The sequence below is a fragment of the Geobacillus zalihae NBRC 101842 genome (genome assembly GCF_001544135.1).
Lineage (GTDB): Bacteria > Bacillota > Bacilli > Bacillales > Anoxybacillaceae > Geobacillus > Geobacillus zalihae.
Genome location: NZ_BCPV01000002.1, coordinates 60,731 through 74,215, shown reverse-complemented (window position 1 = coordinate 74,215; position 13,485 = coordinate 60,731). Strand labels below are relative to the sequence as shown.

12 protein-coding genes and 1 pseudogene are annotated in these 13,485 nt (G+C 52.2%); 7 read left to right on the top strand and 6 right to left on the bottom strand.

Annotation, left to right across the window (positions count from 1 at the left end; translation table 11 throughout):
- Positions 1 to 52: 52 nt before the first annotated feature.
- The 5 genes and pseudogenes from GZ1_RS02085 to GZ1_RS02065 all read right to left on the bottom strand — a co-directional run bounded on the left by GZ1_RS02085 (position 53) and on the right by GZ1_RS02065 (position 5,520).
- Positions 53 to 1,345: a sensor histidine kinase gene (locus tag GZ1_RS02085; protein ID WP_060787793.1), complete on the bottom strand. Its 1,293-nt coding sequence runs from the start codon at positions 1,343 to 1,345 to the stop codon at positions 53 to 55.
- A gap of 148 nt (positions 1,346 to 1,493) precedes the next feature.
- Positions 1,494 to 1,630 (bottom strand): annotated as a pseudogene (locus GZ1_RS19505) (MFS transporter); the annotation flags it as partial.
- Positions 1,631 to 1,751: 121 nt separating this feature from the next.
- Positions 1,752 to 2,900 carry a Ger(x)C family spore germination protein gene (locus tag GZ1_RS02075; RefSeq protein ID WP_060787792.1) on the bottom strand — a complete coding sequence of 383 codons (1,149 nt, stop codon included), beginning with the start codon at positions 2,898 to 2,900 and terminating at the stop codon, positions 1,752 to 1,754.
- The gene (locus GZ1_RS02070; protein WP_060787791.1) at positions 2,897 to 4,429 is read right to left on the bottom strand and encodes a spore germination protein; all 1,533 of its coding nucleotides are present in this window, start codon (positions 4,427 to 4,429) and stop codon (positions 2,897 to 2,899) included. The genes GZ1_RS02075 and GZ1_RS02070 overlap by 4 nt, the downstream gene beginning before the upstream one ends.
- Entirely contained in the window at positions 4,426 to 5,520 is a 1,095-nt protein-coding gene (locus tag GZ1_RS02065; protein WP_060787790.1) for a GerAB/ArcD/ProY family transporter, read from the bottom strand. Before GZ1_RS02065 ends, GZ1_RS02070 begins: the two co-directional genes overlap by 4 nt.
- A gap of 169 nt (positions 5,521 to 5,689) precedes the next feature.
- On the opposite strand from GZ1_RS02065, the gene GZ1_RS02060 reads away from it, so the two are divergent.
- The 4 genes from GZ1_RS02060 to GZ1_RS02045 all read left to right on the top strand — a co-directional run bounded on the left by GZ1_RS02060 (position 5,690) and on the right by GZ1_RS02045 (position 9,043).
- Entirely contained in the window at positions 5,690 to 5,968 is a 279-nt protein-coding gene (locus GZ1_RS02060; RefSeq protein ID WP_020754843.1) for a YetF domain-containing protein, read from the top strand.
- Positions 5,969 to 6,088: 120 nt separating this feature from the next.
- The gene (locus GZ1_RS02055; protein WP_223810906.1) at positions 6,089 to 6,466 is read left to right on the top strand and encodes a GntR family transcriptional regulator; all 378 of its coding nucleotides are present in this window, start codon (positions 6,089 to 6,091) and stop codon (positions 6,464 to 6,466) included.
- Entirely contained in the window at positions 6,463 to 7,362 is a 900-nt protein-coding gene (locus tag GZ1_RS02050; protein WP_033005452.1) for an ABC transporter ATP-binding protein, read from the top strand. Before GZ1_RS02055 ends, GZ1_RS02050 begins: the two co-directional genes overlap by 4 nt.
- Positions 7,337 to 9,043 carry an ABC transporter permease gene (locus tag GZ1_RS02045; RefSeq protein WP_060787789.1) on the top strand — a complete coding sequence of 569 codons (1,707 nt, stop codon included), beginning with the start codon at positions 7,337 to 7,339 and terminating at the stop codon, positions 9,041 to 9,043. The genes GZ1_RS02050 and GZ1_RS02045 overlap by 26 nt, the downstream gene beginning before the upstream one ends.
- A 69-nt stretch (positions 9,044 to 9,112) precedes the next feature.
- Here the strand turns inward: GZ1_RS02045 and GZ1_RS02040 are convergent, their stop codons facing one another.
- Positions 9,113 to 9,340, bottom strand: coding sequence for a YczF family membrane protein (locus GZ1_RS02040; protein WP_021322398.1), 228 nt, complete (start codon positions 9,338 to 9,340; stop codon positions 9,113 to 9,115).
- A gap of 125 nt (positions 9,341 to 9,465) precedes the next feature.
- On the opposite strand from GZ1_RS02040, the gene GZ1_RS02035 reads away from it, so the two are divergent.
- From GZ1_RS02035 to GZ1_RS02025, 3 genes are read left to right on the top strand one after another with little or no spacing between them, the layout of a single operon-like run.
- Positions 9,466 to 11,091: a spore germination protein gene (locus tag GZ1_RS02035; RefSeq protein WP_060787788.1), complete on the top strand. Its 1,626-nt coding sequence runs from the start codon at positions 9,466 to 9,468 to the stop codon at positions 11,089 to 11,091.
- Positions 11,088 to 12,290 carry a Ger(x)C family spore germination protein gene (locus GZ1_RS02030; RefSeq protein WP_060787787.1) on the top strand — a complete coding sequence of 401 codons (1,203 nt, stop codon included), beginning with the start codon at positions 11,088 to 11,090 and terminating at the stop codon, positions 12,288 to 12,290. Before GZ1_RS02035 ends, GZ1_RS02030 begins: the two co-directional genes overlap by 4 nt.
- Before the next feature lie 55 nt (positions 12,291 to 12,345).
- Positions 12,346 to 13,449, top strand: coding sequence for a GerAB/ArcD/ProY family transporter (locus tag GZ1_RS02025; protein ID WP_060787786.1), 1,104 nt, complete (start codon positions 12,346 to 12,348; stop codon positions 13,447 to 13,449).
- Positions 13,450 to 13,485: the final 36 nt, after the last annotated feature.

Sequence of the window (13,485 nt, the reverse complement as noted above, 5' to 3'; positions counted from 1 at the left end):
GCCAATCACCAAGAAAAAACGGATGTCCGAAACAGGGCATCCGTTTTTTCGATCAGCCGGCGGCGCTTTGTTCCGCCGTCGGCGGCCGCAACCGGCTTGCCGGCAGCGTGATCGTCAATGTCGTCCCTTTTTGTACGGCGCTTTCGATCGTCCACGTTCCTCCCATTTGTTCGATGATTTTGACGGCGACCATCGCACCAAGCCCAGTGCCTTTTTCTTTTGTGCTGAAGTATGGTTCGCCGAAGCGGCGCACTTGTTCTTTCGTCATGCCAACGCCGTTGTCGGAAATGGTGATGACGACTGATGCCCCCCGGTTCTCGGCCGCAACATGGAGCGTGCCGCCGTTCGGCATCGCCTCAATGCTGTTTTTCAACAAGTTGAGAAAACACTGTTGGAAATATTGTACGTTTCCGATGACGACACCATGTTCGAGGGAAGAGGATACATGGATCGAATGCATATGCGCCATTGGCGTAATCATTTGCAGCACTTTCTGAAGCTGGGTGGCGACATCAATCGGCTCAGTCTCTTTTGGCGCCGGTTTGGCAAACGTCAAATAGTCGCGGATGATGGCTTCCGCCCGCTCGAGTTCCTCTAAGGCGATGCGAATGTAGCGCTCTTCGGTTTCGCGCGGCAGCCGACCCGTTTGCATCAGCTGGATGAACCCTTTGACGACCGTCAACGGGTTGCGGATTTCATGGGAAATGCTCGCTGCCATCTGGCTGACGATCTCCATTTTTTCCATCTTCATCAGCTCCGCCCGAGCGAGCTGCGCCTCATGAAGCGTCTCCATCAAATAGACAGCGAACATCATGACGAATGGCGGCATTATAATGAAATACGCGATATACGGCCTCGTTACCGGAAAATCAGCAATCATCACGGCGACAAATGTCGTCAGCACCGCGAGCAAAAACGTCAGCCAAAGCGACATAACGAGCTTGCTCGGCCGCGGCAGCTTGCGAAACAGCGGCGAGGCGGCTGCCGCTATGGCAAACATGATGGTGTAAACGATCAACGTGAGCGGCTGAAATCCGTACAAAACGGTGCGTGCCAGCATCAAGACAACAAACAGCACCGCCCCGACCGCGCCGCCGCCATACAATGTCCCAAGCAAAAACGGAATTTGCCGGAAATCATGGACGCACAGCGGATCCATGTAAATCGGAAATTTCATGCACAACACGGCCGCCAACGCCAAGCAAGCGCCAAGCAGCGCCTGGCCATAGAGCGGGCGCTGCCGGATCGCTCGACTATGGTCATAAATAAACGAAAAGGCAAAGATCGTGACTAAAATATAAAATAAGTTGTTCAGGACGTGCTGGTTAATGTATAAACCCGCCATACGAAAAATCTCCTAACTGAATAGACATCATCACCTTTCATTATAGCGGAAAGAGATTGAAAGAAAAATATGCATTGGCTATGTCCGGTCTTTCAGCAGCCAAACCGCCAAGGCGCCAAGGAGCGGCAGCGAGCGTAAACGAAGCCGCCGTCGAGCGCAAAATCGGAAAGAGCGCCGGGATGACCGCCTGCATCGCATCGTTCAAAAAGTGGCCGAGGCTGATGCGAACAAAATCGGGTAGACGGTCATGCTGACGGCGCTTGTTCGTTCCGTATGAACCCCCATCGTTCTCCCCCGTTCCAACCATAGATCTTAATATGGCTAAATTATACTTGATCCTTGCCACCAGAGAAAGCCCCATTTCCCAGCGTGAGCGCAGGCAAGAGGGCGCTTCATTTTTGTCTTTTCAATCGCCAGCGCGGTAATTCAGCTTTTCTTTTCCAGATGCACTGATGACGAGCTCGACGTTTACGAATAGCGTGTTGTTATGGAGTGGGATGAGGCCGTTGATCTGATGTTTTTTCCAGAGATCCGGACGCTGGCGATACAGTTGCTCCGCTAGATTCAATATATCGATCTGTTGCTCTTTCCCAAGTTTATATAAGCGGTGGATTTCTTGTTTCACCGTTTGTTCCGCCAGTTTGGTCAGTTGTTTTCGTGAGAGCGGTTCACGCAGTTCGAGGAGATTTCCTTGCGCCTTGACGTTTACAGTAAAAGCATACTTTCCGTTCTTCACGTCGACCGACCACTTCGTTGTTGGATTATGGACGATTAGGGAGGCAACGGTTTTCTCTTTTTGCTTGACATAAATCGGGGTGCGCCGAACGTCCTGCTCCAACCAACGAAGCCCTTGCAAATCGGAACGGCCCTCGCATCCTTGCAGGCGGTAATCGTGAAGAAAACAAATGCCGGATATAGCCAACATTTGTTTTGGCTTCTTATTTTCCACCCAACGATTGTCTTCAATTGTTAAATAAGGGAGTCTAGCTACATCAGCTTTTTCATCCATCGCAGCAATCAATCGGCTGAGACGGATCGGGCGGATAAACGAACTTTGCTGGAAGATTTCCTCAGGATTGGACAACAGTGAATAATATGGGGAAGCATTGAGCAACGGTGTTGCTTGAAATAAGTCGGAAATCGGCTCATCGGTCGCGTACACCCACGCCGTATGGCGAATTTCATTGTAACGGTTCAGCACGTCGATCACATCGGCCACGATGCCTTTTTGCAAGGCCCGTTTGGTAAAGACAATGCTTTTTACATGGCCCCATGACACCCTTTGTTGAATGGAAGGGTAGATTTTGTCGGTCGCGATATTAAACGTTTCGCCAGCGGCTTTGCCGATGGAAACGGCCGCTTTCTCTTTGCCGCCTCCGGCCTCGACTTTGGCGAGGGCGGTGAAACCAACCAGCTGAACGTAGGCGACCACTTGGCCATCTTTATAATCCACCCCAATGGCATGAATATACACAATATGATCGATGTTGCGCGTGTCCCAACAGCCGCTGAGCAAGATGACGGAAGCGATGACGGGAAAGAGCCGCTTCCTCATTTTTGTTCCCTCTCTTTCGCAATGAGATCATTTGGGTGCACAATGCGGTCGCGCGTGCGGAACTGCTTCCATGTACTCGGGATAAAGACTTTCCCGATATCTTTTGATGGCGGCGCCAGCGGCGTGAGATACGGAACGCCGCAGGTGCGCAAGTTGACCGCATAAGTCAAGATGAAAAACAGCGACAGAATGAAGCCAAACAGGCCAAGAACGGTGGAGGCCGTCAGGACAATAAAGCGCAGCAAGGTGACACTGCCGGCCATATTTTGATTGACGAGCGTGAATGTCGAGATGACGGAAATGGCGGCAATGACGAGTGTGGCCGGGGCGGCGAGCCCGGTGTTGATCGCCGCCTGGCCGATGATTAAGCCGCCGACGACGGACAGCGTCTGCCCGATGGCGATTGGCAGCCGCATCCCGGCTTCCTTAAACACCTCAAACAAAATCATCATCACAAACATCTCCAGCGGCACCGGAAGCGGCACTCCTTGGCGCGACAAAATGAGCGTCGCCAGCAAGGTGAACGGCAGCTGATCCGGATGGAACGACGTCAAGGCGACCCAGGCGCCCGGCAAATAAATGGCGACCGAAGTGCCGACGAGCCGGAGCAGGCGCTGAAATACGACAAACAAGAAAAACGTGTTGTTGTCTTCCGACGTGTTCAGCAAAAACGTTAAATTGCCCGGGCCGATCAAGGCGGTCGGCGCCCCGTCGACCAAGATGATAAAACGGCCGTTGAGGAGCGAATTGACGGCAAAATCGGGCCGCCCGGTGTAGCCGAACATCGGGAACAAAGAAAAACGGGTGTCGGACAACCACTCTTCAATTTGGTTGGTGCTTGTCACCGAGTCGATGTACAAACTGAGCAGACGGCTTCTCACCTCATCGATGATTTCTGTATTGGCAATATCATCGACATAGAGGAGCCCCACTTTTGTCTGACTGCGTGTGCCGATGACAAACGGTTCGTAGACGAGCCGGTGTGAGCGCAGCCGCTTGCGAATGAGGGCGACATTTTTGCTGATTTCTTCAATAAATCCATCTTTGGGTCCACGAATCGATACTTCCGTGTTCGGCTCTTCCGGATCGCGGCTGGGCGGGCTGGCGAGCGGCATCGTGTACAAGACATCGGCTTCATGGAAATAAATGAGCAAATCGCCGCTAAACAGCCTGAAGTTGAGATCATCGATCCGCACTTCTTTTCCCATATACTCAAGCGCCGCCGGTTTGCGGGCCTCGATGTCAGCAGCCGTAAAGCACGGATGCTGTTCGCACAGTTCACGGAACATCGGATAGACGGCTTTTTGCAGCATTTGTGCATCGCACAGTTCCTCGCAATAGATAAACAGCAAGTGCACGACAGCCGCCGAGCCGTCAAAAGAGGTTGGAATCGCGGCTTCCGTCATGATGACATCCGGGCATTTGGCGTACATCGTGCGCAACGCCTCTTCGGAGATGATGACGGTCTCGAGCCCCGTGTAATCGTCTTTCAACCGTTTGCCTTCGGCGGCTCGCATCGGTCGTTTCATCCTGCCACCCCTCTTTTCTTTTTGCGATATGCCAACAAAGTGAAACCACTTAACACAACGGACAGCGCAAGACTAAACAGCAGCGATGTCGGCAGCACCCCATGTTTGACAAAATGCAAAAACTGTTCATCGCTGCCTGGCGCCAGCGCCGCCAATGTGATCGCCAAGTAAAGGACAATGAGCACCCAACGGCGGGTTTGCGGATGGCGGATCGGGAACAGCTCTACAATGAGCGCCATCGACAAGGAGATGCGGATAAAGGCGCCTGATATCCACTGGTAGATCGACATAAAGTCGACATGTTCAATGTACGTCCCTAAGCTGACCATCCGCCATTGCTCAAATGCCGGATAGCGAAGGCGCGTCGCCTGCTCGGGGCCAAACTCGGTGATGGCGCCAATCGTCGGCCCGATGCTCAGCCCGGCGGTGAAGAAGGCAATCGCGGCAAGCGCCTTCCATGAAAACGGGCGAGGCAGGCGATGAGAAAGAAACAAAAGAACAATCACTTCCGCATATCCGGCCCCCGCGTACATCATGGCGCGCCATACAGGCTCCATGCCGTGCTCAAGCATTGGTTTGAGCAGTGAATAATCTTTATGCGGTGTGGTCGAGAGCATCACGAAAAAACCAAACACGATGACGAACGGGCAAATGATCATGGAAGTGTTGGCAATCGAGTCGATGCCTTGGTACGAGTTATAAAAACAAACGGCCACGATGACCAAAATCAGCGCCCATCTCGGCGTCGCCGTCAAATAAGAGGTGGTGGTGAACGTGACCGTATCGTTTAACGTGACAAAACTATGAAGAAGCAAAAAAGCGCTGCTGACACCGGCCACCGCATAAGCAGCCGCGCTCGAAAACCGGCTTTTCAGCCAGTCAAACAGCCGCTCCCCGTTCAGCTGCTTGGCGATGAAATAAAGAAGCGGCAGCCAAACGAGCAAACCTGCCAACGCTCCCAAGGCGGCGATCCACGCATCGCGGTGGGCGGCCTCAAGCATAAAGGGGATGATGATGACATGATTCATCAGCCCGACCGACAGCATGACCATAAATAACAGTTGCAGAGCGCTAAGCGGCTGTCCGTTCATCATGAATCCCTTTCTTTCCATGCAATCTCTAGAACGATAGTGTTTCCAGTCTAGGGGAATTTATCCGCGCAAACGGCAACCCAACAGCGAAACTTCTCAGGCGGCAGGGGGCACAATACAGGGAAGAAAGGGCGAACATCAACGGCATGCAAGGGGGGCGCAGCATGAAATGGCTTCATTTGACGATCGGCGTGAAGATTTCCAGCTGCCGCCCCACCCGGTGTATGTCCCGGTGACGCTGATCCGCGATGGCCAGCTGTTGGCAGACGAATTAGCGGAGCTTGGGAAAACGGAGCAATGGCTGGCCGCCAAACTGCAAAAACAAGGAATTGCCTCGCCAAAAGACGTGTTGATCGCCGAGTGGCTCGAAGGAGATGGGCTGTTTGTTCAGACGTATCAGCCCGCCGAGCGGCAACGGTCAACGCGGCGGCAAACGGCGCCGGAATGAGATGAAGAAAGAATCCGGGAATGGATTCTTTCTTTATTTTGGAAAAAATTCTTGCCTTTCTTCTGTTTTATGTGTACTATTGGTTATAGTACGGTTGTGACAATGAGAGGAGGAGGGGAGATGTTTGAGCTCGATTTGCGAAGCCGCCAGCCGATTTACGAGCAGCTGATTGACAAAATGAAAGAAATGATCGTTCGCGAACTATGGCAGCCGCACGATCAGCTGCCATCGGTCAGGACGATGGCGAAACAGCTGATGATCAACCCAAATACGATTCAAAAAGCGTACCGCGAACTGGAGCGCGACGGCTGGATTTATTCGATTCCAGGGAAAGGCAGTTTCGTCGCCCCGCGTTCAAAAGAACCAAACATCGAGGCGGTCGCCGCGGTCCGTGAGCAGTTTGTCCGCCTTGTCAAGGAAGCGCGGTTTTTAGGGGTGACGAATGAGCAGTTATGGCAATGGATTCGAGAAGGGGAAGAAAGAGGGGGAGGATCGTGATTCAACTTGTGGACGTGACGAAAACGTTTGATCGGTTTGCGGCCGTCAAGGGCGCGAACATGATGGTGCCAAAAGGAGCGATTTACGGGCTGCTCGGCCCGAACGGCGCCGGAAAAACGACGCTGCTCAAGATGATGGCCGGCATTCTCCGCCAAGATCGCGGAACGATTGCAGTGGACGGGGAGGATGTGTGGGAAAATGTCCGCATCAAGCAACGCCTTTTGTTTTTGCCGGACTTTGTTTACTTTTTTCCGCACGCGACGATTCGCCAAATGGCGGATTTTTACGAGCAACTGTACCCTTCGTTCAGCCGCGGACGGTTTCTGGAATTGCAGTCCGTCTTTGCGCTTGATCCAAACAAAAAGATTCAGCAGTTTTCCAAAGGCATGCAGCGCCAGGCGGCGTTTTGGCTTGCTTTTTCCGTCCGGCCGGACGTGCTTATTATGGATGAGCCGCTTGATGGGCTCGACGTATTCGTCCGTCGCCATGTGAAACAGCTGTTAATCGATGAAGTAGTAGAACGGGAAATGACCGTTGTCATCTCGTCGCACAATTTGCGCGAGCTCGAAGATTTATGCGACATCGTCGGATTGATGGCGCAAGGGACCGTACGGATGGAGCGTGATTTAAACGAGCTGCGCGCGGGGATGCATAAGCTGCAAGCCGCCTTTCGCGGCGGGTTTCCGAGCGAGTTGGCCGAACGGCTTGACATCGTGCATCGCGAGGAGCGCGGCAGCATCGTTCTTCTTATTGTCCGCGGGGAAAAGCGGCGCATAGAGGAGACGGTCCGCGCATTTCATCCTCTCATCCTTGATGTGCTGCCGCTGTCGCTTGAAGAAATTTTTATGTATGAAATGGGGGGCGATGCTCATGTCCGTGAAACAGTGGTCGGCTAACCGCGCCATGTGGGGGCAAAATCTTCGTCAAATCGGCTGGATTGCCATCATTCACTGGCTGCTATGGCTGGCGGCGATTGTGCTGCCGATGGCGCTCGCGTATTCTCAATATGACCCAAAGGTCGGCAATATTCCGCAATGGTACAGTGTGTATGATATAGCCAATGGAATGGAAGCGCTGTGCGCTTGGCTCGTTCCGATTTTGGCGGCGGCCGGCGTGGTTCGCTATATGCATGAGAAACGGTCGGCTGATTTCATCCATAGCTTGCCCATCCGCCGCACCGAACTGCTTGCCGGGCAGATGCTTATTGGATGGCTCTTTTTGGCGGTTCCGCTCGTGTTGACCGCCTTGGTTGCGATCGGATGTCTGTACGGACTTGATCTCCCGTGGCCGATTGGAGCGGGGGATGTGGGACGATGGCTTGGCGAGACGCTTGTCGTAGAGACGATGATTTTTGCGCTAGGTGTCATGGTCGGCGTGCTCGTCGGCCAATCGATCGTTCATATTGTGTTAACGAATATTGCTCTCTTTTTTCCGACAGGCATCATGGTGCTGCTGTTTAGCAATTTGCCGTTATGGTTGTATGGATTCCCCGATGGGTACTATTTATCGGGAAATCTGATGGATTGGGCGCTGCCGATTCGTTACAAGATGCTGACGGATCAGGCGATGAGCGCGGGGGAAGCCGGACTGTTGCTGCTGTTGTCGCTTCTGTTTTTCGGGGTGTCCATTTGGTTGTACGAGCGGCGGCCGACGGAAGCGGCCGGACAGGCGCTCGCCTTTTCAGTGCTTCGCCCACTGTTTGTGTATGGAGTGGCGTTTTGCATGTGCTTGACCGGCGGGTTCTACTTTGGACAAGTCCAACGGCAGTGGGGATGGATCATCTTTGGGTATGTTGCGTTTTCGCTTATCGGGTATGCCGTTGCGCAAATGGTCGTGATGAAAACATGGCGTGTTTTTCATAAATGGAAAGGGTATATCGCCTTTGCCGCTGTGATGTCGGTCTTATTTTTGACTGTGCGCCTTGATCCGGTTGGATATGTGAGACACGTTCCGAATTTGTCCGATATTGAGAAAGTCTATTTCGGCCAGTCGGTGATGAATTGGCAAAATCCTAACTTGATGGAAAGAGAGTTTGAAGCATTCGATCAGTTTTTGCGCACGAAGGACAACATCAAAGCTGTCAGGGCGCTTCATGCGCAGCTTGTGCACGATCAGCCGCTCCCGTCACGTTTTGGCAACGTCCGGCCGATTGTGATCGGGTATGTGCTCAAAGACGGCACGCGTCTCCTCCGCCGCTACGAAGTGCCGATTGAACCGTACATGCTGTATTTTCAGCGCATCATGGGTTCAAACGAATATAAGCAGCAATATTATTTGCTCCTTCGCCCGAGCTATTCTCCGATCCGCCAAGTGACGATCCGCAATGTCGAAACGGGGCGTCCGGTGGTCGTGCTGGCCGATCCGAAGGAGATCGAGTCGTTTGTCCAGGCGCTCAAACAAGATTTGTGGAATGAGCCGGTGGAGGACATCATCCGCGGGGGGAGCACATGGCAGGGGGATATTGAATTGCTGCAAAGCGACGGCGATTCGTTTACCGTTCCCTTATCTTCACACAGCACCCATGTTCGCGAGTGGTTGCAACAACAGCATCATTGGGAGCAAATACAGAAAAGGTAACGCCCGATGAAGAGAAAAGGTGTCCCGTTGCTTTTGGGGCACCTTCCTCTTTTTGCCCCCGGCTGTTGGTCAAGACGTTTTGTTTTTTCGTTTCCACATCCAAACGTTCAACAGATCGAGCAATAGTGAAAGGACGAACAATGAGAAAATAAACAGTTCTGGTGCCTTCATTACTCGAAATGGGTTCAGCACGATATGCAACGATTGATGCAAGGTCATCCCCATCAACTGATCCATGCTTACCATCGTTCCTATGGCGAGCAAGGCAAACATCAGCCAAACAACAATTAGTTTCATGGTGTTCCACCTGCTGTTTTTCTTTAGTTTTTGCTATTGATTCAAAACTGATGCACGGGCGTATGTCCTCCCGATTTCGTGTCCATAATGAGGGATAAAAAGGAAGCGGAGTGAGGAGGAAAAACATGCTGTTTCAATGGGGAATGGGCCGACAAAAAAAGCAGATCAATGACGGGGTGAAACAAGAAGGACCGGACCATAGCGGCGAGGCGGCGGACGTCCCGCAAGAGCCGATGTCAGCTGAATTAGCCGTCAACCTTGACATCATCCGCCAAACGACTGGACAAAGCAGCGATGTCGTCATCCGTCGGTTTTCGCTGGGCCAAGAGAGGCAAATCAAAGCAGCCATCGTCTTTGTGGATGGCCTTGTTGACGAAAAACATGTGTACGAGTTTTTGCTGACGCCGTTGCTGGAGGCGTCATTTCCACTGTCATTAACAGAAAAAGAATGGTTTCCGTGGATCGAACAAAAGTTGGCCGCGGTGGGCGGTGTGAAGCATGTCGTCGATTGGGAACACCTGTTTTTGGAGCTGTTTTCCGGAGAGACCATCATCTTGTTGGACGGGGTGCCGTCCGCTGTCAGCGCCAGCACGAAAGGCGGCCAATATCGTGCAATCGAGGAGCCGCAAACGCAAATCGCCGTCCGCGGGCCGCGCGAGGGATTTACGGAGTCGTTGCGCGCGAACACCGCGATGATCCGCCGCCGCATTAAAAATCCCAATCTTTGGCTGGAAACGATGCAAATCGGCACCGTGACGCAAACGGATGTCGCGATCATGTACATCAAAGGCATTGCCAATGACGAGGTTATCGAGGAAGTGAGAGCGCGCCTGCGCCGCATTGATACGGACAGCGTGCTTGAGTCCGGTTATATTGAACAATTAATCGAAGATCAAACGTTTACGACGTTTCCGACGATCTATCATACCGAGCGTCCCGATGTGGTGGCGGCGAATTTGCTGGAGGGGCGGATTGCGATTTTGATTCAGGGGACGCCGTTTATCCTGATTGTGCCGGCTTTGTTTATCCAATTTTTTCAAGCGGTGGAGGATTATTATGCCCGTTTTGATATTGCGACCGCTCTTCGTTTTTTACGCGTGTTGATTTTTTTTCTCTCGCTCGTCGCGCCCTCTATTTATATTGCTGCGACGACGTTTCATCAAGAAATGATTCCGACCCAGCTCGTCATCGCCATTGCCGCCCAGCGTGAGGCTGTGCCGTTTCCCGCTTTTGTCGAGGCATTGATCATGGAAGTGACATTTGAGATTTTGCGCGAAGCGGGGATTCGGCTGCCGCGTGCAGTCGGGCAAGCGGTGTCGATTGTCGGGGCGCTTGTCATCGGTGAGGTGGCGATCAATGCCGGCTTCGTTTCATCGGCCATGGTCATCGTTGTCTCGCTCACCGCGATTGCCAGCTTTGCAACGCCGTCGTTTGCCATCGCCATCTCAGCCCGCCTCATCCGCTTTGGGTTGATGTTTTTAGCGGCGATGTTCGGGTTTTATGGCATTATAATGGGTCTGCTGGTCATGATTCTCCATTTATGCAGCTTGCGCTCGTTTGGCATGCCATACATGTCGCCGCTTGCTCCATTTATTTCAACCAATGTAGGCGATACCCTGTTTCGGATTCCGACATGGATGTACCGCGAGCGGCCGCGCCTGATTAACCAGAAAAATATCATTCGCCAATCGGGGGATCAGAAACCGCAGCCTCCGGCACCAACACGCCGGGAAAAGGAGGATGGATCATGAAACGACCTATCGCCATGTTTGTGTCCTTTTTTGTTTGTGCGGTGCTGCTGGCTGGCTGTTGGAGTAAAAAAGAGTTAACCGATTTGGCCGTTGTCATTGCCGTCGGCCTCGATAAAACAAAAGACGGCAGATATTTGGCCTCGTTTCAAGTCGTCAACCCGGGCAACGTTGCGGGGGCGCTCCAACGAGGAGGCGGAGCGGGCGGCGTGCCCGTCTCCATTTATACGTCGACCGGAGACACGTTGGTCGAGGCAAGCCGGAAAGCCTCGAAAAAGCTGTCGCGCATCCTGTATTACGCTCATACCAACTTGGTGGTCATCAGCGAGGAAGTGGCGCGCCAAGGGTTGAATGGCGTATTCGATGCGATGGAACGGAGCCACCAGTTTCGGACGACAGCGCGGCTGGTTATTGCTCATGGCCACTCAGCGAAAGAGGTGTTAAGCGTATTAACACCGATTGACAAAATTTCCGCCAATCAAATTATTAAGACGTTGGAGTTTTCCGAGATGTCCTGGGGGCAGACAATCAACACTGATGTCTGGTGGGCGATTCGTGGTTTGACATCTTCAGGAAGAAATACAGTCGTGACGGGTGTTGTCATTGAAGGAAACCCACAGCAGGGCAAACGGCAAACAAACGTTCAATCCTCTGTGCCAGATGCTCGCATCAGCTTGGATGGACTGGCGTTATTTAAAAAAGACCGTCTTGTTCGCTGGGTGAACGGCTCAACGGAACGAGGCGTGCTTTGGGTGTTGGATCGAATCAAACAAACGAATATTACGATCCCCTGGAAAGGAAAAAAAGAAGCGATTGCTTATCGAACGATGGGAGTGAAAACGGGGTTAAAAGTGAAATTGAAAAACGGCCAGCCTTCGATTTTGGTTCACATTCAAACAGAAGGGGATATCAGTGAGACGTACGTCCCGATCAATTTGGCTGATTACCGGTTATTGTTTCAATTGGAAAAGGCGATTGGCCGGGATATTGAACGGGAAGTGAAACAGGCGATTGAAACGGCCCAGCATGAAAAAACCGATGTTTTTGGTTTTGGCGAGGCGGTGCATCGCGCCGATCCCCTCTTATGGAAGAGAATCAAAAAAGAGTGGGATGACCGCTATTTCCCTCATCTTCGGGTGACAGTAAAAGTGGATGCTTCCATTCGACGCACGGGATTGCGGAATACGCCATACATCAAATAAGCGTTTTCGGCTCAAAAAAACTTGGATACGGTGGAGTGAGGGGCGATGGAGCGAGATGGAACATAGCAAAATCAATGTGCGCCAGCTGTTTGTCCTGATTGTGTTGTTTGAGCATGGCAGTGCGATGGTCATTCCACTCGGCGTCAGCGCCAAGCAAGATATGTGGATCGCCATTTTGCTCGGTCTGGCGCTTGGGCTGCTGCTGTTTTTGGTTTACGAGCGTTTGTTTCATTATTACCCCGATCAGCCGCTGACTTCCTATGTGACACATATCGTCGGCAAGCCGCTCGGCAAGTTGTTGGCGGTTCTCTATATTACCTATTTTTTCTATATCGCCGCCCGTGTGTTGCGTGACTTTGGCGAACTGTTGCTCACGTTTGCCTATCCGGAAACGCCGCTGTTTGTTTTGAATGTCCTTATGGCTATGACGGTCATGTACAGCGCCTATAAAGGCATCGAAGTATTGGCGCGCACCGGCGAACTGCTTTATACGTTATTGCAAATACTGGCGGTTGTTGGATTCATCTTAGTTATCGCTTCCGGAGTTGTTGATCTCACCCAGCTCCAACCGGTATTAGAGGAAGGGTGGAAACGGGTGTGGAAAACGGTGTTCACGGAAACGTTGTACGTGCCGTTTGGCGAAATGATCGTGTTTACCATGCTGTTTCCATACTTGAATCGTCCGGAAAAAGCGCGGCGGGCCGCCGTTGCCGGGATGGTGTTGACCGGGATCAACCTGGCGATCATTATGGCCGTTAATACGGCCGTCTTGGGAGCTGATGCGGTGTCACGTTCATCGTTTCCGTTGCTCGATACGATCCGCCGCATTCAAGTCGCTCACTTTTTAGAGCGGCTTGATGTCTTTTTTATGGTCGCTCTAGTGATCGGGGGGTTTTTCAAAGTCTCCATCTTTTTTTATGCCGGCGTCGTGGGGGTGGCTCATGTATTCGGGTTTTCGAACCACCAGCGGCTTGTTTATCCGTTTGGGGCGCTTGTCTTATTGTGGTCGGTGGCGATGGCCAGCAACTACTGGGAACATATTCATGAAGGATTAAAGATTGTCACGCTCTATCTGCACATCCCGCTGCAAATCATCATTCCGGTGCTCTTGCTTGTGATTGCGGCGATTCGCCGGCGGTTTGGATCATCGGCAAAATAAGAAAAACGGACTAGAAGATTTATGCGGCAGCAAGCA

What these genes read in the sequence shown, in the direction of transcription:
- GZ1_RS02085 (WP_060787793.1), bottom strand. Translation starts at nt 1,345, where the DNA reads ATGGCGGGTTTATACATTAACCAGCACGTCCTGAACAACTTATTTTAT.
- GZ1_RS02070 (WP_060787791.1), bottom strand. Translation starts at nt 4,429, where the DNA reads ATGAAACGACCGATGCGAGCCGCCGAAGGCAAACGGTTGAAAGACGAT.
- GZ1_RS02045 (WP_060787789.1), top strand. Translation starts at nt 7,337, where the DNA reads ATGTCCGTGAAACAGTGGTCGGCTAACCGCGCCATGTGGGGGCAAAAT.
- GZ1_RS02060 (WP_020754843.1), top strand. Translation starts at nt 5,690, where the DNA reads ATGGCTTCATTTGACGATCGGCGTGAAGATTTCCAGCTGCCGCCCCAC.
- GZ1_RS02030 (WP_060787787.1), top strand. Translation starts at nt 11,088, where the DNA reads ATGAAACGACCTATCGCCATGTTTGTGTCCTTTTTTGTTTGTGCGGTG.
- GZ1_RS02055 (WP_223810906.1), top strand. Translation starts at nt 6,089, where the DNA reads ATGTTTGAGCTCGATTTGCGAAGCCGCCAGCCGATTTACGAGCAGCTG.
- GZ1_RS02065 (WP_060787790.1), bottom strand. Translation starts at nt 5,520, where the DNA reads ATGAACGGACAGCCGCTTAGCGCTCTGCAACTGTTATTTATGGTCATG.
- GZ1_RS02075 (WP_060787792.1), bottom strand. Translation starts at nt 2,900, where the DNA reads ATGAGGAAGCGGCTCTTTCCCGTCATCGCTTCCGTCATCTTGCTCAGC.
- GZ1_RS02040 (WP_021322398.1), bottom strand. Translation starts at nt 9,340, where the DNA reads ATGAAACTAATTGTTGTTTGGCTGATGTTTGCCTTGCTCGCCATAGGA.
- GZ1_RS02035 (WP_060787788.1), top strand. Translation starts at nt 9,466, where the DNA reads ATGCTGTTTCAATGGGGAATGGGCCGACAAAAAAAGCAGATCAATGAC.
- GZ1_RS02025 (WP_060787786.1), top strand. Translation starts at nt 12,346, where the DNA reads ATGGAACATAGCAAAATCAATGTGCGCCAGCTGTTTGTCCTGATTGTG.